Annotated in this window: 26 protein-coding genes and 1 other annotated feature; of the genes, 9 read left to right on the top strand and 17 right to left on the bottom strand. The window is 58.3% G+C overall.

Features of this window, described 5'->3' with window-relative positions; translation table 11 throughout:
- Positions 1–5: 5 nt before the first annotated feature.
- The 4 genes from uhpA to ivbL form a co-directional block, all read right to left on the bottom strand.
- On the bottom strand, positions 6–599 hold the full coding sequence (gene uhpA / locus IB144_RS00185; protein WP_002923282.1) for a transcriptional regulator UhpA: 594 nt from the start codon (positions 597–599) through the stop codon (positions 6–8).
- Positions 600–749: 150 nt separating this feature from the next.
- Positions 750–1,037 (bottom strand): acetolactate synthase small subunit, encoded by a 288-nt coding sequence (gene ilvN / locus IB144_RS00180; RefSeq protein ID WP_002923283.1) that lies wholly within the window; start codon positions 1,035–1,037, stop codon positions 750–752.
- 3 nt (positions 1,038–1,040) lie between these two features.
- Entirely contained in the window at positions 1,041–2,729 is a 1,689-nt protein-coding gene (ilvB, locus tag IB144_RS00175) for an acetolactate synthase large subunit (protein ID WP_004181586.1), read from the bottom strand.
- 104 nt (positions 2,730–2,833) lie between these two features.
- Positions 2,834–2,929 carry an ilvB operon leader peptide IvbL gene (ivbL, locus tag IB144_RS00170; protein ID WP_002923286.1) on the bottom strand — a complete coding sequence of 32 codons (96 nt, stop codon included), beginning with the start codon at positions 2,927–2,929 and terminating at the stop codon, positions 2,834–2,836.
- A gap of 12 nt (positions 2,930–2,941) precedes the next feature.
- On the opposite strand from ivbL, the gene IB144_RS00165 reads away from it, so the two are divergent.
- From IB144_RS00165 to emrD, 5 genes are all read left to right on the top strand, one after another.
- Positions 2,942–3,109 carry a hypothetical protein gene (locus IB144_RS00165; protein ID WP_004150272.1) on the top strand — a complete coding sequence of 56 codons (168 nt, stop codon included), beginning with the start codon at positions 2,942–2,944 and terminating at the stop codon, positions 3,107–3,109.
- A gap of 452 nt (positions 3,110–3,561) precedes the next feature.
- Positions 3,562–3,681, top strand: a complete 120-nt coding sequence (gene tisB / locus IB144_RS00160; RefSeq protein ID WP_004145059.1) for a type I toxin-antitoxin system toxin TisB — start codon at positions 3,562–3,564, stop codon at positions 3,679–3,681.
- A 90-nt stretch (positions 3,682–3,771) separates the two neighbouring features.
- On the top strand, positions 3,772–4,218 hold the full coding sequence (locus IB144_RS00155) for a GNAT family N-acetyltransferase (protein WP_002923294.1): 447 nt from the start codon (positions 3,772–3,774) through the stop codon (positions 4,216–4,218).
- A gap of 68 nt (positions 4,219–4,286) precedes the next feature.
- Positions 4,287–5,048 carry a DMT family transporter gene (locus IB144_RS00150; RefSeq protein ID WP_040215430.1) on the top strand — a complete coding sequence of 254 codons (762 nt, stop codon included), beginning with the start codon at positions 4,287–4,289 and terminating at the stop codon, positions 5,046–5,048.
- 175 nt (positions 5,049–5,223) lie between these two features.
- Positions 5,224–6,408: a multidrug efflux MFS transporter EmrD gene (gene emrD, locus IB144_RS00145; protein ID WP_004181587.1), complete on the top strand. Its 1,185-nt coding sequence runs from the start codon at positions 5,224–5,226 to the stop codon at positions 6,406–6,408.
- Positions 6,409–6,567: 159 nt separating this feature from the next.
- Here the strand turns inward: emrD and dsdC are convergent, their stop codons facing one another.
- Complete coding sequence (gene dsdC, locus IB144_RS00140; RefSeq protein ID WP_004150274.1) at positions 6,568–7,491, bottom strand: DNA-binding transcriptional regulator DsdC; 924 nt, start codon at positions 7,489–7,491, stop codon at positions 6,568–6,570.
- On the bottom strand, positions 7,479–7,625 hold the full coding sequence (locus tag IB144_RS00135) for a hypothetical protein (RefSeq protein WP_032414305.1): 147 nt from the start codon (positions 7,623–7,625) through the stop codon (positions 7,479–7,481). Before IB144_RS00135 ends, dsdC begins: the two co-directional genes overlap by 13 nt.
- Before the next feature lie 91 nt (positions 7,626–7,716).
- Here IB144_RS00135 and dsdX point away from each other — a divergent pair, with 91 nt between their 5' ends.
- Positions 7,717–9,054: a D-serine transporter DsdX gene (gene dsdX / locus IB144_RS00130; protein ID WP_004173855.1), complete on the top strand. Its 1,338-nt coding sequence runs from the start codon at positions 7,717–7,719 to the stop codon at positions 9,052–9,054.
- 17 nt (positions 9,055–9,071) lie between these two features.
- Positions 9,072–10,400, top strand: coding sequence for a D-serine ammonia-lyase (dsdA, locus tag IB144_RS00125; RefSeq protein WP_065888785.1), 1,329 nt, complete (start codon positions 9,072–9,074; stop codon positions 10,398–10,400).
- A gap of 3 nt (positions 10,401–10,403) precedes the next feature.
- Here the strand turns inward: dsdA and IB144_RS00120 are convergent, their stop codons facing one another.
- From IB144_RS00120 to IB144_RS00100, 5 genes are all read right to left on the bottom strand, one after another.
- Positions 10,404–10,826, bottom strand: a complete 423-nt coding sequence (locus tag IB144_RS00120) for a hypothetical protein (protein WP_004889115.1) — start codon at positions 10,824–10,826, stop codon at positions 10,404–10,406.
- A gap of 74 nt (positions 10,827–10,900) precedes the next feature.
- On the bottom strand, positions 10,901–11,263 hold the full coding sequence (locus IB144_RS00115; RefSeq protein WP_065888786.1) for a DUF202 domain-containing protein: 363 nt from the start codon (positions 11,261–11,263) through the stop codon (positions 10,901–10,903).
- Positions 11,253–11,600 carry a DUF202 domain-containing protein gene (locus tag IB144_RS00110; RefSeq protein WP_002923305.1) on the bottom strand — a complete coding sequence of 116 codons (348 nt, stop codon included), beginning with the start codon at positions 11,598–11,600 and terminating at the stop codon, positions 11,253–11,255. The genes IB144_RS00115 and IB144_RS00110 overlap by 11 nt, the downstream gene beginning before the upstream one ends.
- Positions 11,601–11,701: 101 nt before the next feature.
- Positions 11,702–13,024 carry a 6-phospho-alpha-glucosidase gene (locus tag IB144_RS00105; RefSeq protein WP_002923306.1) on the bottom strand — a complete coding sequence of 441 codons (1,323 nt, stop codon included), beginning with the start codon at positions 13,022–13,024 and terminating at the stop codon, positions 11,702–11,704.
- Complete coding sequence (locus IB144_RS00100; RefSeq protein ID WP_065888787.1) at positions 13,021–14,643, bottom strand: alpha-glucoside-specific PTS transporter subunit IIBC; 1,623 nt, start codon at positions 14,641–14,643, stop codon at positions 13,021–13,023. Before IB144_RS00100 ends, IB144_RS00105 begins: the two co-directional genes overlap by 4 nt.
- A gap of 298 nt (positions 14,644–14,941) precedes the next feature.
- Here IB144_RS00100 and IB144_RS00095 point away from each other — a divergent pair, with 298 nt between their 5' ends.
- Positions 14,942–15,664, top strand: coding sequence for a GntR family transcriptional regulator (locus IB144_RS00095; RefSeq protein ID WP_004151520.1), 723 nt, complete (start codon positions 14,942–14,944; stop codon positions 15,662–15,664).
- On the opposite strand, the gene IB144_RS00090 is transcribed toward IB144_RS00095, so the two are convergent.
- The 4 genes from IB144_RS00090 to ibpA form a co-directional block, all read right to left on the bottom strand.
- The gene (locus IB144_RS00090) at positions 15,656–17,317 is read right to left on the bottom strand and encodes a putative transporter (RefSeq protein ID WP_009485050.1); all 1,662 of its coding nucleotides are present in this window, start codon (positions 17,315–17,317) and stop codon (positions 15,656–15,658) included. The genes IB144_RS00095 and IB144_RS00090 overlap by 9 nt on opposite strands.
- A 101-nt stretch (positions 17,318–17,418) precedes the next feature.
- The gene (dinD, locus tag IB144_RS00085; RefSeq protein WP_009308837.1) at positions 17,419–18,243 is read right to left on the bottom strand and encodes a DNA damage-inducible protein D; all 825 of its coding nucleotides are present in this window, start codon (positions 18,241–18,243) and stop codon (positions 17,419–17,421) included.
- A 136-nt stretch (positions 18,244–18,379) separates the two neighbouring features.
- Positions 18,380–18,808: a small heat shock chaperone IbpB gene (gene ibpB, locus IB144_RS00080; RefSeq protein ID WP_004145074.1), complete on the bottom strand. Its 429-nt coding sequence runs from the start codon at positions 18,806–18,808 to the stop codon at positions 18,380–18,382.
- A gap of 116 nt (positions 18,809–18,924) precedes the next feature.
- On the bottom strand, positions 18,925–19,338 hold the full coding sequence (gene ibpA, locus IB144_RS00075) for a small heat shock chaperone IbpA (RefSeq protein WP_004151523.1): 414 nt from the start codon (positions 19,336–19,338) through the stop codon (positions 18,925–18,927).
- Positions 19,332–19,407, bottom strand: a sequence feature (ROSE (Repression Of Heat Shock gene Expression) occurs in the 5'-region of heat shock genes and acts as an RNA thermometer to modulate expression.). (Overlaps the previous gene by 7 nt.)
- Before the next feature lie 245 nt (positions 19,408–19,652).
- Between ibpA and IB144_RS00070 the strand changes: the two genes are divergently transcribed.
- Positions 19,653–19,985, top strand: coding sequence for a YceK/YidQ family lipoprotein (locus tag IB144_RS00070; protein WP_004151524.1), 333 nt, complete (start codon positions 19,653–19,655; stop codon positions 19,983–19,985).
- Between the two features lies 1 nt (position 19,986).
- Here the strand turns inward: IB144_RS00070 and IB144_RS00065 are convergent, their stop codons facing one another.
- The gene (locus tag IB144_RS00065; RefSeq protein ID WP_004150284.1) at positions 19,987–21,213 is read right to left on the bottom strand and encodes a DUF3748 domain-containing protein; all 1,227 of its coding nucleotides are present in this window, start codon (positions 21,211–21,213) and stop codon (positions 19,987–19,989) included.
- A gap of 51 nt (positions 21,214–21,264) precedes the next feature.
- Positions 21,265–22,602, bottom strand: coding sequence for an MFS transporter (locus IB144_RS00060; protein WP_004150285.1), 1,338 nt, complete (start codon positions 22,600–22,602; stop codon positions 21,265–21,267).
- Positions 22,603–22,753: the final 151 nt, after the last annotated feature.

Here is a 22,753-nt window from a genome sequence, read left to right as displayed (position 1 = left end):
GGCCTTCATTGCCAGCTATCGAACATGCGGCGCGCCAGCTCAACGTCGTTGCTGACGCCCAGCTTTTCCAGCAGGTTGGCGCGGTGTACGTGGACGGTTTTCGGCGACAGACCGAGCTCGGCGGCAATCTCTTTCACCGCCATGCCCTGCGCCAGCTTTTCCGCCACCTGACGCTCGCGTTTGGTGAGCGGATCCTGGCGCCCGGCGGCCAGCTTCATGGCGATATCCGGCGTGAGATAGCAACCGCCCGCCGCCACCGTGCGTACCGCGGCGATAAGTTCATCGGGGCTGCAGCGTTTCGACAGGAAGCCGCGCGCGCCGGCGTTCAACGCCTGCTCGATCAGCGCCGGGCTATCGTGTACCGACAGCATGATGGTCGCCATCCCCTTCGGCAGCTGGCTGAGCAGCTCCAGCCCGGAAATATCCGGCATTGAGATATCGCAGATACAGACCTGCACGCCGCGCCCCGGTAGCCCCGTCAGCGCCTCGCGGCCGCTACCAAATTCGGCGACAACCTGAAAATCAGCTTCCAGCCCCAGCAGCTGAGCAAAGCCGGAGCGGACAATCAAATGATCGTCAATAAGGGCGATGGTGGTCATGGTGTGTCCTGGTGCCTGAAAACGCCGGATGGCGGCGTAAACGCCTTATCCGGCCTACGGATTCACTGCTTGTAGGCCGGATAAGCGCAGCGTCATCCGGTAAAGGCGCTTACCTTAGCGATAAGCGCGTGGCTGTTCAAGCCTTGAGCGCTATTCGAAGAACACCGCAATTTTGTTAAACATGGTGGGATCGGACTGGTTACGCGCCACTTTGGTGACATCTTCCAGCTTTTCAATCTGGCTAATCATCTGCCCCAGTCGCTGGTCATCATTTACCAGCAGCCAGATGCGGCTGTGTTCGCTGCCCTGAATTGGCAGACAGAGAATGCCTTCGACGTTAAACGCGCGACGGGCAAAAAGCCCGCACACGTGGGTCATGACGCCGGGATGGTTGCGGACGGTGAGTTCCAGAATGACGTTATCACATTGTTTTTGCATGGCTTATTCCCCCACCATTTCAGTATTGGCCGCACCCGGCGGTACCATCGGATACACTTTCTGCTGTGCGTCGATGCGCACGTGGATCAGCGCCGGCCCCGGACGGTCGATGATCGCCTGCAGCGCCGCCTGCGGATCGAATTCATTATTTAAATCACAGGTTTGCAGGCCAAAACCGGCGGCAATCTGCATAAAGTTAATCATCCCCGGATAGGTGGCGGCAAAAACGCCCTGCTGATAGAACAGGCTCTGCTGCTGATGCACCAGCCCCAGCGCTTCGTTGTTCAGCAGGATAATTTTTACATCCAGCTGATTTTCGGCGGCGGTGGCCATCTCCTGAATATTCATCATCAGGCTGCCGTCGCCGGAGAAGCAGATAACCTTGCGCTGCGGATTGGCCAGCGCCGCGCCGATCGCCGCCGGCAGGCCGAAGCCCATGGTGCCGAGGCCGCCGGAGGTCAGCCACTGGCGCGGACGATTGAGCGGGTAGGCCTGCGCCGTCCACATCTGGTGCTGGCCAACGTCGGTAGTGATGATCGCTTCATCATCCACGCAGGCGGCCACGGCGTTAATCAGGCCGTAATGGGAGAGCGGGTCGCTTTCCTGCGGGATGGCGCAGGGGAATTCGCGCTGCAAGTCGGCCACCAGCTGGCGCCATTCCTCGCGCGGCTGCGCCTCAATCTGCGGGTTCAGCTGGGCTAAGACTTCCGCCACATCGCCCTGAATCGCCACGTGCGGTTGCTTAATTTTGCCCAGTTCGGCGCGGTCGATATCGACGTGGATAATCTTCGCGTTCGGGCAGAACTGCTCGGTCTTGCCAATCGCCCGGTCATCAAAACGGGCGCCTAAAACAATCAGTAAATCCGCCTCCTGCAGAATGAAGTTGGTGCTGCGCGCGCCGTGCATCCCCAGCATGCCCAGCGACAAAGGATGCGCCTTCGGCAGCATGCCCAGCGCCATTAAGGTCATGGTGGTCGGCAGGTTGGCTTTTTCCGCCAGCTCACGGATCGCCTGCGGCGCGTTAATCACCCCGCCGCCCAGATACAGTACCGGGCGTTTCGCCGCGTTGATCATTGCCGCCGCTTCACGCACGCTTTCAGGCGCGAATGCCGGTGCCGGGGCGCGCTCGCCAGGCTCAGGCAGCGCTTCCAGCTCAATGGTCGCCGACTGCACGTCCTTAGGAATGTCTATCCACACCGGCCCGGGACGCCCGGACTGGGCAATACGGAAGGCGTCGCTGATCACCTGCGGCAGCTCGGCAATGTCGCGCACCAGATAGTTATGTTTGGTGATGGGGATAGAGATGCCGTAGGTGTCCACTTCCTGGAAGGCGTCGGTACCGATCATCGAGGCCGGTACCTGGCCGGTGATGCAGACCAGCGGAATCGAATCCAGGCGGGCATCGGCGATCGCCGTCACCAGGTTCGTCGCCCCCGGGCCGCTGCAGGCCATACAGACCGCCGGCTTGCCTTCGGTACGCGCCATCCCCTGGGCGATAAAGCCCGCGCCCTGCTCGTGGCGCGCCAGGATGTGGCGGATCTGCGTGCTCTGGCTTAAGGCATCGTAGATAGGCAGGATGGAGCCGCCCGGAATGCCGCTGACCATAGTGATACCCTGGCGCTCCAGTAAATGAACAACCAGCTGCGCGCCGGTAAAGCGCATTGTGTTTGATGTGGTGCCCGAACTTGCCATGCTCCAGTCCTTTTCTTCTGGGCCGACTTTACCGGGGGGCTCGCCAACAAAAAACCCCGCTCGGTTTGCGCCGGCGGGGTTTGGAATTCGTGTTGTTCCGGACCCTACGGCGCATTGCCGACGACGACCACCACAGACACGACGACCACCGCGGCTGGCGCGGTTTTTAGTAGGGTCGAAGCGATCAGGGTTGCGTTCATTAGGGACCTGTTGTGTCGAAAAATAAGCTGAATTTATACAAACACAGGTTTTACGTTTTCACAATGGATTTATTTTCATCCACGAAAATTTGCGCGAAAGATCACAGTTCGGCGCAAAAGGACAGAAAACAAAAAACCCCGCCGGAGCGAGGTTTTTATCAGCATGGTTACAGGTGGTAGCCGCAAGCACACTGTATTACGTCAACGCCAAAAGTATACGCGATCGCTGCAGTTCGCGCAATTTAAGGTCGGTTTTTCTCTGTCATAGAGTATGGATGAGAGGGGCGGATTTGTCCAAAAAATACTGTTCATCCATACAGTATTTATCTATACTGGGTGTGTTCACTTTGTGCCATTCGGGGGCCGCAAGTTTGACCGGCGCAACGAAGTCCTGGCTGAAACGGGTGGTGCCGTCAGTGCCTTAACCCCGAGAGAGCACACTGTGTTACGTCAACAACGTGCAGTCACTGGCCCGCGCGGCAACGCGTGGCTCAGCGCTGCGCACCCCTGTCGTTGCAGGCGGCGGGCCGGGAAGCCGTTCATGGAAAGGACGAACTATCGGCCAGGGCAGACGCCGCCGGCGACAGGCAGGGATAAGCTGGCAACGGGCAGCGGAAAGGTACGTCAGCTTATTGTGCTCCTTAACCACAGGAGACGCGCGTATGGGCGGAATGGATATTATTATTTTGATCCTGAAACTCATGGTTGCTGTGTTGCAACTACTTGATGCAGTCCTGAAACAGTTCCGCTGATTCAGGTTCAAGTCGCACCTGAGGGGGGCGGGAAACCGCCCCCCTGCAGGCGCCCGCCGGGCGTCCCGGGATGACTTGATGGAGGAAGCTATGCCACCCCTGTTAATTGCTGCCACGACGCCGGATGCCCCGGGGTTCGCGGCGCTACGAATTGAAAGCCTTGAACAGCATTTCAATATGCTGCGCCGCCTGGCGGAAAACTGGCAGAGCGGCAAAAACCGCTTTAACGCGCCGGGCGAAACGCTGCTGGGCGCCTTCGTCAACCACCAGCTGGTAGGGGTATGCGGCATCAATAGCGATCCCTTCAGTCCGCAGCCGCGGGCCGGGCGCATTCGCCACCTCTACATCAGCGAACGCTACCGTCGCCGGGGCATCGGCCAGCAGCTGCTGGTCTCGGTTATCACCCACTCCAGCGCCTGGTTCGACTTTCTCAACACCCATGCCCCGGCGCAGGCCTGGCCCTTTTATGAAAGGCTTGGTTTTCGCCCGGTGTACGATGAACCGCGGGTGACGCATCGCCTGTTTTGTTCGCTTTAACCCCCCGCTGGCAGGCAGCGCGGGCGCGTGTTACATTCCGGTGACCTTCACTGTTGAACCTGTCTGCGATGACCCTCACCGTATTCTGCATTTTGCTGTTCGCCGCCCTGCTGCACGCCAGCTGGAACGCTATCGTCAAAGCCAGCGGCGATAAAATGTACGCGGCGATCGGCGTCAGCGGCTCGGCCGCGCTGATCGCCCTGGTGATGCTCCCCTTTGCCCCGCAGCCCGCGCTTGCCAGCGCCCCCTATCTGCTGGCGTCGTGCGCGTTACAGGTGGTGTATACGGTGCTGGTGGCGGCGATAAGCGTGCTGTTCCTCGGCGATCGTCTGTCGCCGCTGGCCTGGCTGGGTATCGGCGTCATCTGCCTCGCGATTCTGGCGATGGCCTTTAACGGCCGCGCCAGCTCGCGCAAAGGCATCGTGCTGGCGCTGATCAACGCCTGCTTTATCGCCGGTTATACGCTGGTGGACGGCACCGGCGTCCGGCTGGCGGGCTCGGCGCTGGGCTACACCCTGTGGACCTTTTTTATGAACGGCTTCTGCCTGCTGTGCTGGGCGATGGTGGCGCGACGGCGTGAGGCCAGTCGTTATTTACGTCAGCACTGGAAAAAAGGCATCCTCGGCGGGATCGGCACCATGGGCTCCTACGGCCTGGCGCTATGGGCGATGACCCAGGCCCCGCTGGCGGTGGTCGCCGCGCTGCGTGAAACCTCCATTCTCTTTGGCGCGCTGATCGCCTTTATCGTCCTGAAAGAGCAACTGATGCCGCTGCGCATCGTGGCCGCCTGCGGGATTGCCGCCGGGGCGATCCTCCTGCGCCTGGCGTAGCCTGAGATGGCAACATTAGTTGCCGTTCCTGTTTACATAATCTGCCTGGAATTCCCTCAACAATCGGCACTTTGCAGTTGTTCTGTCATTTTAATATGGTAGATTCCTCCATCGTTTACGGGATGTGCCAGTCACATATTCTTCATTTCTCTTTACTCACAAAGTATTCATCGACATGAAACGGCATAAGAACTTCAATTTGTTGTTGATGCTGGTACTGCTGGTGGCCGTCGGCCAGATGGCGCAGACCATTTATATTCCGGCCATCGCCGACATGGCGGTCGCGCTGAACGTCCGCGAAGGGGCGGTACAAAGCGTGATGGCGGCCTATCTGCTGACCTACGGTATTTCACAGCTGTTCTACGGCCCGCTCTCTGACCGCGTCGGTCGCCGACCGGTGATCCTCGTCGGGATGTCGATTTTTATGCTGGCGACGCTGGTAGCTATTACCACCCATAGCCTGCCAGTGCTGATCGCCGCCAGCGCCATGCAGGGGATGGGCACCGGGGTCGGCGGCGTGATGGCGCGTACCCTGCCCCGCGACCTGTACGAAGGCGCTCAGCTGCGTCATGCCAATAGCCTGTTAAATATGGGTATTCTGGTCAGCCCGCTGATTGCCCCGCTGCTCGGCGGCATCCTCGACACCCTGTGGAGCTGGCGCGCCTGCTACGCTTTCCTGCTGGTCCTGTGCGCCGGGGTGACCTTCAGCATGGCGAAGTGGATGCCGGAAACGCGCCCGGAAGGGGCGCCGCGCACCAAACTTCTGGCCAGCTACAAAACGCTGTTCGGCACCGGCGCCTTTAACTGCTATCTGCTGATGCTGATCGGCGGCCTGGCGGGGATTGCGGTATTCGAAGCCTGCTCCGGGGTGCTGATGGGCGCGGTGCTCGGCCTGAGCAGCATGGCGGTGAGTATTCTGTTTATTCTGCCGATCCCGGCGGCGTTCTTCGGGGCGTGGTTTGCCGGCCGGCCGAACAAGCGTTTCCCGACCCTGATGTGGCAGTCGGTGATCTGCTGCCTGCTGGCAGGTCTGATGATGTGGATCCCAGGGCTGCTGGGCATCATGACCGTCTGGACCCTGCTGGTGCCTGCGGCGCTGTTCTTCTTCGGCGCCGGGATGTTGTTCCCGCTGGCCACCAGCGGCGCGATGGAGCCGTTCCCGTTCCTCGCCGGAACCGCCGGGGCGCTGGTGGGCGGCTTGCAGAATATCGGCTCCGGCGTGCTGGCCTGGCTGTCGGCGATGATGCCGCAAACCGGTCAGGGCAGCCTCGGCCTGCTGATGATGCTGATGGGCCTGTTGATTCTGCTGTGCTGGCTGCCGCTGGCCTCGCGCTTCACCCACCATCAGCAGCCGGTATAAGCGCGGCAGTGGTTCCCCGGATGGCGGCTGACGCCTTATCCGGGCTACCGGACTGGTCGTCTGCCGGCCCGCGCAAGCGCAGTGCCGTCATTTTGCCGGGTGGCGGCGCACGCCTTACCCGGCCTCCCTAACAACACCGAGGGATAGCCCGGCTCTTTTTCAGGTCAGGCTATGCAGCCACTCGATAAAGGCGTCGATTTTCGGCCACTGACGGCCCGGCAGGGTGGTCACGTAATAATGCTGATGGCATTTCAGCGTCATATCGCCGAACGGGGCGATCAACTCCCCACTCTCCAGCCGCTTCTGCACCAGCCGTTTACGCCCCATCGCTACCCCCACATGATTCATCGCCGCAATCACCGCTAAATCAGAACGATCGAAGCCGATGCCCGACGATTGCGGCAGTTCAATCCCAAATTGTTGTGCCCAACTGAACCATTCATCGGTGCCGGAATCATTGCTCCATGCCTGGCGATCGTGAAGCAGCGTACAGTGGCGCAGACTGGCAGGATTTGACGTTAACTGCAGCTGGCGGGCGTAATACGGCGTACATACCGGCACGATCGCCTCATCCATCAGAAAATGGTGGCTTAGCTGCGACGACGGCGCGTCATCAAAATAGATTGCCAGATCGATACCCGCCCGCTGCAGGTTGACGTTATCGTTGCCGGTCAGCACGGTCAGCGAGATGGCCGGGTAGCGGCGACTGAAATCCCCCAGCGCCGGCACCAGCCAGCACTGGGCGATAGAGGGCCGCGAGTAGACCGTCAGACTGCCGGAGAGCTCCTGGTTTTTGATGTCCAGAATCTCCTGATTGAGACCATCCAGCGACGCCTTCAGCGCCCAGTAAACGCGCTTCCCTTCACGCGTCAGCTCCACTTTGCGGTGCGAGCGGACAAAGAGCTGGATCCCCAGCTCCTCTTCCAGCTGATTAATCCGGTGACTGACGGCGCTTGGGGTGAGCGCCAGCTCGTCGGCGGCAAGGGCGAACGACTCGTGCCGCGCCGCCACCTCAAACGTCGACAGCCTGGAGAGTTGCCAGCCGTTCAGCAACCGGGTACCTAAGGTTTTTAGCACATCCATTCTGCGCTCCTGGCGATAAAAGGGAGTCTGGATGATAAAAAAATAACGCCGGAACTTCCGCTAAAGGATGAGTTAATTTGACCCATAGCATATTTAGAGGTCACTTTTAGAGCTAAATCACCTTTTTGATTCAATTTGGCTCACCTGAAAGGTCATTTATATCGTTTGTCAGCCCATGCCGAGTTTCTGTTCAATAACCACACGTTACTTACGGCGAGGTGGGGTATGGAATCGCAAATTTGGGTTGTGAGCACATTGCTGATTAGCATCGTGTTAATTGTATTAACCATCGTCAAACTGAAGTTTCATCCGTTTCTGGCGCTGCTGCTGGCGAGCTTTTTCGTCGGGGCGATGATGGGGATGGGCCCGCTGGAGATGGTCAACGCCATTGAGAGCGGGATCGGCGGTACGCTGGGCTTCCTGGCGGCGGTGATCGGTCTCGGCACCATTCTCGGCAAGATGATGGAGGTCTCCGGCGCGGCGGAGCGCATCGGCCTGACGCTCCAGCGCTGCCGCTGGCTGTCGGCGGATGTGATTATGGTGCTGGTCGGCCTGATCTGCGGCATTACCCTGTTTGTCGAAGTCGGGGTGGTGCTGCTGATCCCGCTGGCATTCTCCATCGCCAAAAAAACCAATACTTCGCTGCTGAAGCTGGCTATTCCGCTGTGTACCGCGCTGATGGCGGTGCACTGCGTGGTACCGCCGCATCCGGCCGCGCTGTTCGTGGCGAATAAACTGGGGGCTGATATCGGGACGGTTATCGTCTATGGCCTGCTGGTCGGTCTGATCGCCTCCCTGGTCGGCGGCCCGCTGTTCCTCAGGCTGCTCGGCAACCGCCTGCCGTTTAAACCAGTGCCAGCCGAGTTTTCCAACCTCGACGTTCGCGAAGAATCGACGCTGCCGTCGCTCGGCGCCACGCTGTTTACCGTGCTGTTACCGATTGGCCTGATGCTGGTGAAAACCGTCGCTGAACTGAATATGGCGAAAGGCGGCACGCTGTATACAGTGCTGGAATTTATCGGCAACCCCATCACCGCGATGTTTATCGCCGTCTTTGTCGCCTATTACATGCTCGGCATCCGTCGGCAAATGGGGATGGGCGTTCTGCTGACTCATACCGAAAACGGCTTTGGGTCCATCGCCAACATCCTGCTGATTATCGGCGCCGGCGGCGCATTCAACGCAATTTTGAAATCCAGCGGCCTGGCCGATAGCCTCGCGGTGATCCTGTCGAACCTTGATATGCACCCGATTTTGCTGGCCTGGCTGGTGGCGCTTATCCTGCACGCCGCCGTTGGCTCCGCCACCGTGGCGATGATGGGCGCTACCGCCATCGTTGCGCCGATGCTGCCGCTTTATCCCGGCGTAAGCCCGGAGATCATCGCCATTGCCATCGGTTCCGGCGCCATTGGCTGCACGATCGTCACCGATTCCCTGTTCTGGCTGGTAAAACAGTACTGCGGCGCCAGCCTCAGTGAAACGTTCAAGTACTACACGACAGCGACATTTATCGCGTCGCTACTTGCACTGGCCGCCACCTTCCTGCTTTCTTTCATTATCTGAGCGCAAAGAGACGTAATATGAAAAACGCTGACCTGACCACCTTAACCGCGACCTTCCCGCTTGTGCAGGATCTGATCGCCCTGAAAGAAACCACCTGGTTTAACCCGGCAACCACCACCCTGGCGGAGGGGTTGCCTTACGTCGGTCTGACCGCCGACGATGTGCAAGACGCCCATGCCCGCCTTCAGCGCTTCGCGCCCTATCTGGCGGCAGCCTTCCCGGAAACCGCCGCGAGCGGCGGGATTATCGAATCAGAAGTGGTTGCCATTCCGACAATGAAACGCAGCCTTGAGCAAAAATTCGGCCAGCCAATTAGCGGCGAACTGCTGCTGAAAAAAGACAGCCATCTGCCGATCTCCGGATCAATCAAAGCGCGCGGTGGGATTTATGAAGTGCTGACCCATGCGGAAAAGCTGGCGCTGGAAGCCGGGCTGCTGACGACCGCAGACGATTATCGCAAATTGCTGACGCCGGAGTTTAAACAGTTCTTTAGCCAGTTCAGCATCGCCGTCGGCTCCACCGGCAACCTTGGGATGTCGATCGGCATCATGAGCGCGCGCATTGGTTTTAAAGTCACGGTGCATATGTCCGCCGATGCCAGGGCGTGGAAAAAAGCCAAACTGCGCAGCCACGGCGTAACGGTGGTTGAGTATGAAGAGGACTATGGCGTGGCGGTCGAACAGGGGCGCAAGGCAGCGGAATCCGACCCGAACTGCTTTTTTATCGATGATGAAAACTCGCGCACGCTGTTCCTCGGCTATGCCGTAGCCGGCGAGCGCCTGAAAGCGCAGTTTGCCAAAGCAGGGCGCGTGGTCGATGCCGATCATCCGCTGTTCGTCTATCTGCCGTGCGGCGTCGGCGGCGGCCCCGGCGGCGTGGCATTTGGCCTGAAGCTGGCCTTCGGCGACCACGTTCACTGCCTGTTCGCCGAACCGACCCATTCGCCATGCATGCTGCTCGGCGTCTATACCGGGCTCCACGACCAGATAGCGGTGCAGGATTTAGGCATTGATAACCTGACCGCGGCCGACGGTCTGGCGGTCGGCAGGGCGTCCGGGTTCGTTGGCCGGGCAATGGAGCGCCTGCTCGACGGGTTCTATACCCTTGACGACCAGACGATGTATGACATGCTGGGCTGGCTGGCGGCAGCGGAAAATATCCGTCTTGAACCCTCCGCGCTGGCCGGGATGGCCGGACCGCAGCGCGTCTGCGCCAGCAAAGCGTACCATCAGCTGCAGGGGCTGAGTGAGCAACAGCTGCAGCAGGCCACCCACCTGGTGTGGGCCACCGGCGGCGGAATGGTGCCGGAAGAGGAGATGGCGCAGTACCTGGCGAAGGGGCGCTAATCTTTAGCGCAGCAGCGGCATCAGCGCCTCTGGCGGCCGCTGCTGTCGCCGCAGGTCCCGCATCACTCGCATATAGGGCCCGCTAAAATCGTAGAACTGCCGGTAACCCGCGCACAGCGGGTCTTCCTGTTCGCCACAGCGGCACAGGCGCAGCCACGGGCAGCCGTAGCAGGCGCTGTTGGCCGCCGGCGCGCCTGGCTGGGTCAGCGTCTCCCCGCACCAGGCGCTCAGCGTCTCGCTAAAAAGTAAAATATTGATGCGCCCAATATCTTCCCGCACCCAGCGGTGAAAGACTGCGCAGAGAAACTCTCCCCAAAGCGCGGCGTCGCCGGCCGCCAGCTGCGGAATAAAATGGATAGCGGTGAGCCCCTGTTGACGAAGCTGTGCATAGAACGCCTGCGGTTGATGGCAATGATGCGCCTCCACCACGACAGCCTGAAAGGGAGTGTCATGTTGCTGGCCGGGGGCATGAGTGAGAGGCAAATTCGCCGGACATCCTGTCATGACATATCCCTAATGAATAAAGCGATCGGTTGAAGGTGAGTAACAGCAAACAGGAATGCCAGAGAAAGTACTGCGAGTGCGATCAAAAATTTGTCACGAACCGCCCGCGGCTGTAAAAAATCGCTATCGTCGACGTCCATCAGATGACGACGGCGGGTATAGCCCCAGAGGATCACCGCCACAATCGCCAGCACGCCGATCGACAGCCAGAACGGCAGGCCGGCGCGGTGCCAGCTGTGCTTAATCGCCAGCGCCATCAGCGCGCCGTAGCCCAACAGGGTGCGAAACCAGGCCAGCGAGGTGCGCTCTGGCTGAAGACCGGGATCGCTTTCCCGCCGCGCCCGGCGTTTATCCGCCATACACCACCAGCAGCATCACCGCGGCCACCACCGCCAGCAGCAGAATGCTAATCACCAGCAGCGTGCGGGTATAGGGAAGGTCCTGCTTGAGGCGCATCGCCTTCTCGTTATTCAGCCAGCGCAGATAGCCATAGATGGCCATGCCGCCGGCAAAGAGACACAGCAGCAGGGCGAGAATTTCACGGATCAGCGGCGTGGCAAAGTCCGGCGCTAACTGGTCAAGGCCGACGCCGGCGGCGAGAAAACCGAGCGCCGTGCGGATCCATGCCAGAAAGGTGCGTTCGTTAGCCAGCGAAAAGCGGTAATCCGGCGCTTCGCCGAGGCGGGAGATTTTCATTACAGTTCCTTGTTCATCGCGCTGCAGGCTTCAGCATAGCGTAAATCAGGAACCGGGGAGAAGAACCGGCGCCCCGCAGGGCGCCGGTATTATAACGGGGATTAATGCAGCTCAGGCCAGTAATCTTTGTTGGCGGCAATGAGGTCGTCGAGGATCGCTTTCGCCACCGAGGCGCTCGGCACGGTTTTCGACAGGGTAATCGCCTGCCACAGCTTGTGGTAAGAGCGCTGTTCCCAGGCATCGACCACCAGTTTTTCCACTGCCACCTGCTGGCTCATCAGCCCTTTCTGGAAATGCGGGATGTCGCCTACCGTCAGCGGCTCCGGTCCGTTGTGGCCTACCAGACAAGGGATCTCCACCATCGCGTCGGCGTCAAAGTTATGGATCGCGCCATTGTTCGGCACAATCAGCAGCATCCTTTCCTGCGTGTTAAAGGCGATAGCCGTCGCCAGATCGACGATATAGGAGGCATGCTCGTCAATCTCCAGATCGCCGGCGGTGGATTTCCCGGCGGCGATGATCGCCCGGCAGGCGCTGAAGACGTTTTTCTCCCGATGATCCATCACCTCATTGGCGCGGGTGCGTTCCGGGTTGGAGTGGGCTACCACATAGTCCGGGAACAGATAATATTTCAGGTAGGTGTTCGGCATGGTCTGCGGATCCAGCGCCTGCACATCTTTCGCTTTGGCAAAGGTGTCGTTCCAGCTGGCCTCGGTGTGCGGATCGTTCGAGGGCGGCACATAGCCGTATTTCGCCACATATTCGCGCAGTTTCGGCATCAAATCATTGCCGTCGAGGTCCTCAATCGAGGTCCACCAGCCGAAATGGTTGAGGCCGTAGTAGCGCACGCGCATCTGTTTACGGTCTTTGAGGCCGACAATCTGCGCCATCCGCCCTTCAATGCCGATCGGCATATCGCAGATGTTGAGGATTTTGGCGTTCGGCCGCAGACGACGAGTGGCTTCCGCCACAATCGCCGCCGGGTTGGAGTAGTTAAGCATCCAGGCGTTCGGCGAATATTTTTCCATATAATCCACCAACTCCAGCACGCCGCCGATAGAGCGCATACCGTAGGCGATCCCGCCCGGTCCGCAGGTCTCCTGGCCCAGCACGCCGTGGCGTAGCGGGATTTTCTCATCCTGTTCACGCATCGGATATTTCCCGACGCGGATATGCGCCATGACAAAATCAACATCAGTAAACGCCGCCTGCGGATCGGTGGTATAGCTGAACTCAATCTCCGGCGCCTGCTCTTTGAGGATCACTTTGCACGCCTCGGCGATGGTCTCCTGGCGCGCGCCGTCGTTGTCGTAAAATTTCAGCGACCGCAGCGGAAAACGATCCTGGTTTGCCAGCAGCATCAGGACAATGCCCGGGGTGAAGGTGCTGCCGCCGCCTGCGATAACAACTGAGAATTTTTTCATGATACTGCCTCCGTCATGGTGGTATGTTCGGTCGAAAGAGAATCTTTCATCAGGTTTTCCAGCTGGTCGCGCACCTGGGGAACGTGCAGGCCGACGATGACCTGAATCCCGTTGCCGCGGCGTACTACCCCGTGGGCGCCCAGCGCTTTAAAGACATCGTCACTTTGCGTTTTCGCCATATCGACCAGCGCGATGCGCAGTCGGGTGGCGCAGTTGTTGATGCTTTCAATGTTGTCGGCGCCGCCGAGGGCCTGCAGGAAGCCAGCGGCCTGACCCAGCCGGGTCTCTGGCGCGGCGGCGGCCGTGGTTTTACCTCGTGCCGCCTGGTAATCGGCCTTGCTGTAGAGCTTGATTTCGCTCTCTTCCCTGCCAGGCGTCTTCAGGTTCAGACGCAGGATCAGGGTACGGAAGACTACGAAGTAGAGGGCGGTGAAACAGAGGCCGATGCCTATCTGAATGAACATCATCGAAGCGTGGTGATGGAACATTGGGATCCAGTTTTGCGGCAAGAATTGATCGAGCAGGCCGCCGCCGAAGTTGCCTACTACCCCGCAGATGTACATCACCGTCGCCATAGTCGCCGCCAGCACCGCGTGAACGGCGAACAGCAGCGGCGAGATGAAGAGGAAGGTGAACTCCAGCGGCTCAGTGATCCCGACCAGCATCGCGGTCAGGGTGGCGGGGATCAGCAGGCCGGCGACCTTGACGCGGTTTTCCGGCGCGGCGGTGAAATAGAGCGCCAGCGCAATCCCCACCGACCCAAACACTTTCGAGTTACCGTGCAGGGCAAAGCCGCCCTCCGGGAACAGCGTCTTCAGCGGTTCCGTACTCTGACTGAACGCCTGCAGATGCTCTGCCCAGTAGACCTGCAGTCCGCCCTCCACCACCGCAGGGCCAAAGATGAACGGGCCATAGACGAAGTGGTGCAGGCCGGTGGGGATCAGGATGCGCTCAAGGAAGATGTAAACCCACACCCCAAGCGCCCCGGCTGAGCGCAGAAAGGCCTGCAGCGATTCAATACCCAGCTGGACCTTTGGCCAGCCGAGCAGGGTCAGCCAGGCGCAAGGGATCATCGCGAGGAAGGCGACAATGACCACAAACGATGAACCCTGAAAGATGCCGAGGAATACCGGCAGGGGTTTATCGAAATAGCGATTGTGCAGGGCCGTCACCAGACCGGAGATGACGATGGCGCCGATAATGCTGGTGTCGAGGGTTTTAATCCCGGCAATCATCGTCAGGCCGCTGCCGGCCGTGGGTTCAGCGGAAAAATCGACGCCGAAGAAGTGGCCCCAGGTCACCCCCATGGCGTTGATAAAATAGTTCCAGGTGAGAAAGCTCACCAGCACCGCCAGACAGGCCCGGCCCTGGGCCTGTTTCGCCAGGCCGATCGGCAGACCGACGGCGAAAATCAGCGGCATATTACGAAAGACGGTCCAGCCGCCCTCCTCAATGATGTGAACGATCTGGGCAAACAGGCTGTCGGGTGCGGTCAGCGCTTCGCCGACGAACATCGGGTTGCGCAGCATGATGGCGATACCGACCACGATCCCGGCAAAAGGAAACAATAAAACCGGGGTAAACATGGCGCCGCCAAAGCGTTGTATTTGACTGAGCATTGGGAAATCCTCATGTAACAACTCGTAGGGTGAGTGGCCTTCTTTTTCTTGATTACCGGCCTGACTGGAGAATAAAAATTTGCCCGTCCGACAACATGCCGCGCCGTTGCGATTCGTGATCCCATTCATGGTTTTAATTTGGCCAAAGTTGTCTACTTCGATAACAAAAGTTAGACATCGATAAGTCAGGCAGCGAAATTAACTTAATGAATTAGTCTTAATTGATTGTAATTAAACTACTTTTTTAGAAAAAAGAGCACAAAGCGACATCCCCTTTTCATGAACAAGAGGACTACTGGTGATCTACAAATCCATTGCTGACCGCCTGCGGCTGCGGCTGAATTCCGCCGACTTCGCCATCGGCAGCCCGCTACCAGGAGAGAAAAAACTGGCCGAGGAGTTCGGAGTGGCGCGCATGACTATTCGCAAAGCCATCGATCTGCTGGTGGACTGGGGATTGGTTGTGCGTCGCCACGGCTCGGGAACTTACGTGGCGCGTAAAGACGTCCATCATGAAACCAGCAATCTGACCGGCCTGGCGGAAGTGCTGCGCAAGCAGGGTAAAGAGGTGGTGAGTCAGGTGCTGGCCTTCGAGGTGATGCCCGCCCCGCCGGCCATCGCCAGTCTGCTGCGGATTAAAATTGATGAACGGATCTACTTCTCACGGCGGGTGCGCTACGTCGACGGCAAGCCGCTGATGCTGGAGGATAGCTATATGCCGGTGAAGCTGTTCCGCAACCTGTCGCTGAGTCATCTGGAAGGGTCGAAATTTGATTATATTGAGAAAGAGTGCGGGATCATCATCAGCGGGAACTATGAAACGCTGACGCCGGTGCTGGCGGACAAGCAGCTGGCGCGCTCAATGAACGTCCCGGAGCAGACGCCGCTGCTGCGTATTACCTCCCTTTCCTACAGCGACAGCGGCGAGTTTCTTAACTATTCGGTCATGTTCCGCAACGCCAGCGAGTATCAGGTGGACTATCACCTGCGCCGCGTCCAGGCGCAAAGCCCGCTAGCTTAGCCCCCAGAACAGCACGGCGAGTAGCTGCGGGGTGATAATGCGCAGGAACATCACCAGCGGATAGACGGTGGCATACGAGAGCGCCGCTGCGCCGCTGGTGGCGTGCAGGTTGTTGGCGAAGGCCAGCGCCGGCGGGTCGGTCATGGAGCCGGCCAGCATGCCGCACAGCGTCAGATAGTTCATTTTCGCCAGCATGCGCGCGAGGATGCCCACCGTCAGCAGCGGGATGGCGGTGATGAAAATGCCGTAAGCGATCCAGCTCAGACCATCGCCCTGGGTCAGGGTGGCGACAAAGTCACCCCCCGATTTTAGCCCGACCACCGCCAGAAACAGCACTATCCCCAGCTCGCGCAGCGCCAGGTTGGCGCTCGGCGGCATAAACCAGTACAGCTTGCCGATGCTGCCGATACGCCCAAGGATCAGCGCCATAATCAGCGGCCCACCGGCCAGTCCCAGCTTCAGTGCGGCAGGGAAGCCGGGAATAAACAACGGGATAGATCCCAGCAGTACCCCGAGTCCGATGCCGATAAACACCGGCAGCATCTGGACCTGCTGCAGCTTCTGCTGAGCGTTACCCAGTTCGGCGGCCACGGCGTCAATTGCCTCCGGACGGCCGACCAGGTTGAGGATGTCACCAAACTGCAGGCTGGCGCTGCTGCTGGCTACCAGCTCGACGCCTGCCCGGTTAAGCCGGGAGATCACTACGTCATAGCGCTGTTTGACGTGCAGATCGCGTATTTTCTTCCCCAGCACTTTTTCGTTAGTGACCACCACCCGCTCCACTTTCAGATCGGTGCCGCGCGTCGACAGCGAGGTCGCCACCTCCTGGCCTATCACCAGCTGCGCATTGTGCAAATCCTCAGGTCGCCCCACCAGGTGCAGCAGGTCGCCAGCCTGGATAAGGGTGCCCGGCGCAGGCACCATCAACAGCTCACCGCGTTTCAGCCGCGAACAGACGATGTTGTCGCTATTGAGCATCGGCACATCCTGAATCGCCATCTGGTTGAGGTTGGGGTTCTCCACCCGCACGTTAATGGTGTGCAAATGGGCGTGGCCGTTACCGCTGCTCTCCTCAAACCGCTGGGCCTCTTTCTCGACATTGATGCGAAAGAACAGACGCACCAGCCACATGGTCAGCAGAATGCCGCAGATGCCGAACGGATACGCCATCGCGTAGCTCATCCCCATCTGATCAACCACCTCGAACGGCACCCCCAGATCGCGCAGAATTTGCTGCCCGGCCCCCAGCGCCGGCGTGTTGGTCACCGCGCCGGAAAAGATGCCGAGCACCACCGGGAGAGGAATATTGAACAGTTTATGCAGCACCGCGGTCACCAGGCCGCCGAGGATAACGATAAGAATAGCGAACAGATTGAGCCGCAGGCCAGAGACCCGCAGCGAGGCGAAAAAGCCCGGCCCCACCTGGATGCCGATGGTGTAGACGAACAGGATCAAGCCGAATTCCTGAATAAAATGCAGCATCGGGCTGCTGAGGGCGACGCCCGCCTGATCGACAAAGTGGCCGACGATAATGCCGCCAAATAACACGCCGCCAATACCAAAGCCAACGCCGCGGATTTTGACATTGCCGATCCACAACCCAACCACCGCCACCAGCGCCAGCACGCTGACCGTCAATGCTATCTCACTCATGGTACCGTCCCTGTGAATAACATTATTATTAACAGGGATTATGACCGCGGCCAGGCGGATTGTATGCTGCCTGGCGCACAATAATCATGGAGTAAGATACGCTACTCAGGCGCGTTCTTATTTTTCGCTGCGATAGTGAGTTGCTGAATACTTTTCTCCGGGGAAGGAAGTGCTTCAGGCATAGTGCCACCCAGGTCTTTAATAGTCTGGCGTACTTTTTGCCCTACGTCATAATGCGTTTTGTTGGCGAGTTGCTTCGAATCAACCGCGTCCCGACGTAGTTTTTCTTCCGTTTGGGTAGCACGAAACAGGTTGGCCGCGAGCTCAGTCGATCCCATATAGTCGAGTATTTTTTGGCTTTTCTTTAGGCCCTTACGCTCATGGATTGCTTTTTGGTCAAGACCACCATAGAGACCTTTATAACCATGGTTTTGAAAGACAGCAAAATCAAGAGTCGTCTCAACACCAGCACGTTGGGCCGTTTCAACCAGATGTTTATTATGCTCTTTGAGCTCATTGCGCAGGAACAGTCGCTTTTCATCCTCTCGTAGAGACTTAAATATTTGATCATCTTGCAATTCCTGGCGCCGGGTTTGCAAGGCAAAGTACGTTTGCCCCGCAGCAATCACCGGTTTCGACGGATCGCCATTTTGCACTACCAGATAGCAGGCGTAGCGTGAGAGGTGGAAATCTTCAAGATTCCTGCTGGCGCCAGAACCTAATTCGACCATTTTGTTGGTTTCAACAAAATGGTCTGCCGAGGGATGACCACTCGCCTCACATGAAATTATCGCTTTTGCAATGACCTTATAAAAATTCCGCCACTCTTTATAGTCAAGCAGGGGACCAAGGTTGCGGGCAGACCAATACTCCCGCCCCGCCTCATCGCTCTTTCTAATCGCTTCAAATGGCTGCTGTTCGTTCATAACGTATCCTTGTTTGAGTGAGTCCCAAAGTATGATTGTTTTTTAAACTGAAACACCCGTTGCAGCAAGGAAGTTTATTGTGCTCTCGCACACAAAAAAGCCCCGAAAATCGGGGCCTTATAAGTTATTCGCTTAATTAACTATTTAACGCTGGTCGTTCGCTGATGGCGATACGCTGCGGGGCGATCTGCTCAGGCTCATTGCGGGTCAGATCGATATGCAGCAGGCCATTGGTGAAGGTCGCGCCAGAGACCTCCATGTTGTCGGCGAGGGTGAAGCTCAGGCTGAAGGCCTGGCTCACCAACCCCTGGTGCAGCCATGTGGTCTCTTTTTCCGGCTGCTGCGGCGTGCCTTTCACCACCAGACGGGTGCCTTCCAGTTGAATATCCAGATCTTCCTGACGGAAACCGGCCAGCGCAAGGGTAATGCGGTAGTGGTTATCGTCGCTTTTTTCGATGTTATAGGGCGGGAAGCTTTGGCTTTCACCGGCGGTTTGCAGGGCGCTGGCCAGTTTGTCAAAACCGATCCATTGACGCAGCAGGGGGGATAAATCGTAGTTACGCATACTGTTTTCTCCTTCTAAGAAGCGAGTGAATACCTGCGAATTCTGTAAATTCGCATCTGCTCCCTGACGGCGAGCAGGTTGTTACATCAGGCCGCCACGCGGCCTGAAACGGACAATTAGTTGATTTCGATGCGGCGCGGCTTGTTCGCTTCCGGGATCACCCGTTCCAGATCGATATACAGCAGGCCGTTCACCAGATTGGCGCCGCGGACGTGAATGTTTTCCGCCAGCTGGAATTTACGCTCGAAGTTGCGCTCGGCGATCCCCTGATACAGGTAGGTCCGCTCTTTCTGCTCGGCGGCGTGGGCGCCTTTGACGATCAGCAGATTGTCCTGGGCAGTGATCTCCAGCTCGCTTTCAGCAAAGCCAGCCACCGCGATAGCGATGCGATAGTGGTTTTCGTCTACCAGCTCGACGTTATACGGAGGGTAGCCGCCGTTGCTCTGGCTTTGATTGTTTTCCAGCAGGTTGAACAGGCGGTCGAAACCAATGGCTGAACGATATAGCGGGGAAAGATCGAAGTTACGCATAGTAAATAGCTCCTGAAAATCAGCGAGAATCAAATGACCTTCCATCGTGGACAGGCCGCGGTAATCCGGAATACCCCTCAGGCGTATTCTCAGTGGGTTACACCTATAAAATGGGTTTCTCCCCGTGCTTTTCAAGGGATTGAGGGCAATTTTTTTTGCAGTTTATCGATGATTGCTTAGACTGGGTGGAGGAGCACAAAAAGCAAAGTGCGATGCCCGCCACAGTGCGGCGCAATAACACTATGCATTCACGGGATGGCCCGATATAACCGCTGAAAGGTTATCTCAACGCCCGAAACGACAATGGAAGAACAATGAAAAGCAGACGACTGTTAAAGCTGGTCCTGTTCAGCGGGATAATAAGCCTGAGCGGTTGCTCCAGCGTAATGTCACATACCGGTGGCAAAGAGGGAACCTATCCGGGCACGCGATCCAGTGCGCAAACGCTGGGGGACAGCGATACCAACTGGGGTGTGAAATCGCTGGTGGCGCTGGACATGCCGTTCACCGCCGTCATGGATACCCTGCTGCTGCCGTGGGATATGTTCCGCACCGACAGCTCAATCAAATCTCGGGTCGAAAAGAGCGAGAAGGCTACGCTGGCGACCAACTCGGTGATCCCGCCAGCGCCGATGCCTGCCCAGTAAGTTATCGTCCGGTCTGCGTAACCCACAGCTGACGATAACCGTCCACCTCCTCCATCCAGGCAATCTGTTTACCGTCTGGCGAAAAGACGATCGCGTCCGCCGAGGGCGCATGCGCATGCGTATCGGTTAAAAAGGTGATATCTCCCGTACCGGCATGGCAGCAGGCAATCCGATCCTCCAGCGCAAAACCCAGCCACTCTCCCGACGGATGCCAGTTAAACGCCGACTGGATACCCGACGCGTGATGCGTCAACTGCCGCGGCTCGCCCCCCTGCGGGGAAATAAGCCACAGCTGCACTACGCCGGCGTCGTCGCGCATCAGAAAGGCTATCGCCGTCGCCTGGGGATTGGCGCGCACCCAGTGGCGCGGGACGTTCACCAGTCCCGGGTAGCGGCGATGGTGGGTGAAGGTCAAACGACGCTGGCTGACGCCCGCCGGCGGCGCCGGCATTGTGGTTGCGGTACCGGCCAGCGGCGCCCCGCCAGGCTGCTTCCAGCCGGCTTCATCCTGCGGCAGATCGACAATAAACAGCTCAGGCACTTTATCGCCATTTTCCGCCAGCGTATCGCCAATAAACGCCAGAGTATGGTTCCCGACCCAGCCCTCCTCATAGGCGCGATTAATCTCATCGCTGCCCGGCGCGGGTGCCGGCGTCGTGCGGCTTACCAGCACGCACCAGTGGCTGCCGCCATATTCGCGCGGATGCTGTCCCTGCGGCGTCACCGGTCCATAGGGCGCCGCCACGCCGACGTTGCGCAGATCCAGCGCCGGATCGCGCTCGTGCAGCACGTGATCGTTATAGGTAAAACTGACAAACTGACCGTTGGGGCTATAGACATGGACGTGGCTGCCGCCGCGCAGCGCGCCGGGCGTGTAGGGGGGGGTAATGTCCATGGCGTCCAGATTCTCGACAGCCCCCTGAAAGGCCACCACCCCGCGGCGATGATGAAAATCATACTGCCACTGCGCATCCGGCCGCTCGGGGCCATGAATAAACACATAGCGCTCCTGGGTTGGATGCACGGTTACCACGCCCACGTGCGCGCCCTGCGTGGCACGATAAATGGTCTCCACAGTACCGCTGTTTACGTTCACTCGCTCAATGGTTTCGCCGGTAAACGATGCGCCGGACGGACGAACGTCGAATACCAGCCACTGGCTGTCGGGAGTCCAGGTATTAATATTGGTAAGCTGGTGATGACGGGGAGCAAAAGTGACTTGTTTCATGACGATACCCTGATGCGAGACTTACGCATCAGGGTAGCGTATCGCAAAAAATTAGCCTACACGTTTCACATCGCCGACCAGCAGGATATAAGACAGCGCGCCTATCAACGCCACCACGGAGATATAAACCAGCGCCGGGCCAAAGCCGTAATCCTGCGCCAGATAGCCAATCACCAGCGGGACGGTGATGCCGCCCAGGCCGCCAACAAAGTTAAACACCCCGCCGGTCAGGCCGATCAGGCGCATCGGCGCCAGGGAGGAGACCAGCGACCAGGTGATAGACGCAAAACCGTTACCGAAGAACGCCAGCGCCATCAGCGCCATGATCCAGATGGGGTCGTTGGTGTAGTTTGCCCCCATGATGCAGGTGGAGATCAACAGTCCACAGATGATCGGCGTTTTGCGCGCCACGCCCAGCGAGTAGCCTTTTTTCACCAGCTTATCCGCCAGCCAACCAGACAGCAGGACGCCAAAAAACGCGGCGAGGAAGGGCACCGTGGTCATAAAGCCGGCCTTCAGCGCGGTGATGCCTTTTTCCTGGGTTAAGTAGTTCGGAAACCAGGTCAGGAAGAACCACAGCGTCGAGGTTACCGCGAACTGTCCAAGGTAAACGCCAACCAGCTTGCGGTGAAAAACCAGCTTCCAGTCCGCTTTCGATAACGGTTGCCGCGCCTCTTTCTTCACCGGCGCATCGCCATCCACCAGGCCGCCGCCGTCGCGGATATAGTCGAGTTCGGCTTTACTGATGCTTTTAGTCAGGCGCGGCGGTTGATAAACCTTGAACCAGATCAGCGACCAGATAATGCCGATACCGCCGGTAACGATAAACACCCAGTGCCAGCTCAATAGCTCCTGGATCCAGATCAGCAGCGGCGTGAGGAAAGCCAGGCCAACAAATTGCCCCGAGGTATAAAACCCGACGGCGGAAGCGCGCTCGTGCTCCGGGAACCAGCTGGTCACCATGCGGTTGTTGGTCGGGAAGGCTGGCGCTTCGAAGATGCCGGTAATGGCGCGTAAACCGATAAGCGACATTAAGCCGGTGGCGAAGCCTTGTAGCAACGTCGCCACCGACCAGCCAAATATAGCGATAAAGTAGGTAAGCCTGGATCCCACGCGGTCAAGGAACCAACCGCCAGGGATCTGGCAGAGGGTATACAGCCAGGCAAAGGCGGAAAATACGTAGCCCATTTCCGCTTTGCTAATACCAAACTCCTCCTGAATATGCGCCGAGGCGACGGCGAGGTTGGCGCGGTCAACATAACAAATAACCACGGTAATAAAGATCATGATGAGCGTCAAATAACGGCGACGCCCGGTTTTTACAGCGGTAACTGAAATATCCATCGCAATCTGTCTCCAGATTTTGGGCATAGCGAAACCGCTCACCATGCCCGGTAATTTACAGAGGGTGTTTTTGTTTTTTATTAATAACTATGTTGCGATGCGCTAAATAATTCGTGCTGGGGAAAGGCGGCAAATTTTCGCATCCCTGGGAGCATACAATAGTATGTGACCAGGGTAAGAAAATGCAGCCAACGCA

The sequence above is a fragment of the Klebsiella sp. K4 genome, assembly GCF_014596785.2.
Lineage (GTDB): Bacteria > Pseudomonadota > Gammaproteobacteria > Enterobacterales > Enterobacteriaceae > Klebsiella > Klebsiella pneumoniae.
The sequence above is the reverse complement of the archived record's forward strand: the minus strand, read 5'-3'. Positions and strand labels throughout refer to the sequence as shown.

Coding starts and splice junctions, on each gene's coding strand:
- uhpA (WP_002923282.1), bottom strand. CDS start 599: ATGACCACCATCGCCCTTATTGACGATCATTTGATTGTCCGCTCCGGC.
- ilvN (WP_002923283.1), bottom strand. CDS start 1,037: ATGCAAAAACAATGTGATAACGTCATTCTGGAACTCACCGTCCGCAAC.
- ilvB (WP_004181586.1), bottom strand. CDS start 2,729: ATGGCAAGTTCGGGCACCACATCAAACACAATGCGCTTTACCGGCGCG.
- ivbL (WP_002923286.1), bottom strand. CDS start 2,929: ATGAACGCAACCCTGATCGCTTCGACCCTACTAAAAACCGCGCCAGCC.
- IB144_RS00155 (WP_002923294.1), top strand. CDS start 3,772: ATGCCACCCCTGTTAATTGCTGCCACGACGCCGGATGCCCCGGGGTTC.
- IB144_RS00150 (WP_040215430.1), top strand. CDS start 4,287: ATGACCCTCACCGTATTCTGCATTTTGCTGTTCGCCGCCCTGCTGCAC.
- emrD (WP_004181587.1), top strand. CDS start 5,224: ATGAAACGGCATAAGAACTTCAATTTGTTGTTGATGCTGGTACTGCTG.
- dsdC (WP_004150274.1), bottom strand. CDS start 7,491: ATGGATGTGCTAAAAACCTTAGGTACCCGGTTGCTGAACGGCTGGCAA.
- dsdX (WP_004173855.1), top strand. CDS start 7,717: ATGGAATCGCAAATTTGGGTTGTGAGCACATTGCTGATTAGCATCGTG.
- dsdA (WP_065888785.1), top strand. CDS start 9,072: ATGAAAAACGCTGACCTGACCACCTTAACCGCGACCTTCCCGCTTGTG.
- IB144_RS00115 (WP_065888786.1), bottom strand. CDS start 11,263: ATGGCGGATAAACGCCGGGCGCGGCGGGAAAGCGATCCCGGTCTTCAG.
- IB144_RS00110 (WP_002923305.1), bottom strand. CDS start 11,600: ATGAAAATCTCCCGCCTCGGCGAAGCGCCGGATTACCGCTTTTCGCTG.
- IB144_RS00105 (WP_002923306.1), bottom strand. CDS start 13,024: ATGAAAAAATTCTCAGTTGTTATCGCAGGCGGCGGCAGCACCTTCACC.
- IB144_RS00100 (WP_065888787.1), bottom strand. CDS start 14,643: ATGCTCAGTCAAATACAACGCTTTGGCGGCGCCATGTTTACCCCGGTT.
- IB144_RS00090 (WP_009485050.1), bottom strand. CDS start 17,317: ATGAGTGAGATAGCATTGACGGTCAGCGTGCTGGCGCTGGTGGCGGTG.
- dinD (WP_009308837.1), bottom strand. CDS start 18,243: ATGAACGAACAGCAGCCATTTGAAGCGATTAGAAAGAGCGATGAGGCG.
- ibpB (WP_004145074.1), bottom strand. CDS start 18,808: ATGCGTAACTACGATTTATCCCCCCTGCTGCGTCAATGGATCGGTTTT.
- ibpA (WP_004151523.1), bottom strand. CDS start 19,338: ATGCGTAACTTCGATCTTTCCCCGCTATATCGTTCAGCCATTGGTTTC.
- IB144_RS00070 (WP_004151524.1), top strand. CDS start 19,653: ATGAAAAGCAGACGACTGTTAAAGCTGGTCCTGTTCAGCGGGATAATA.
- IB144_RS00065 (WP_004150284.1), bottom strand. CDS start 21,213: ATGAAACAAGTCACTTTTGCTCCCCGTCATCACCAGCTTACCAATATT.
- IB144_RS00060 (WP_004150285.1), bottom strand. CDS start 22,602: ATGGTGAGCGGTTTCGCTATGCCCAAAATCTGGAGACAGATTGCGATG.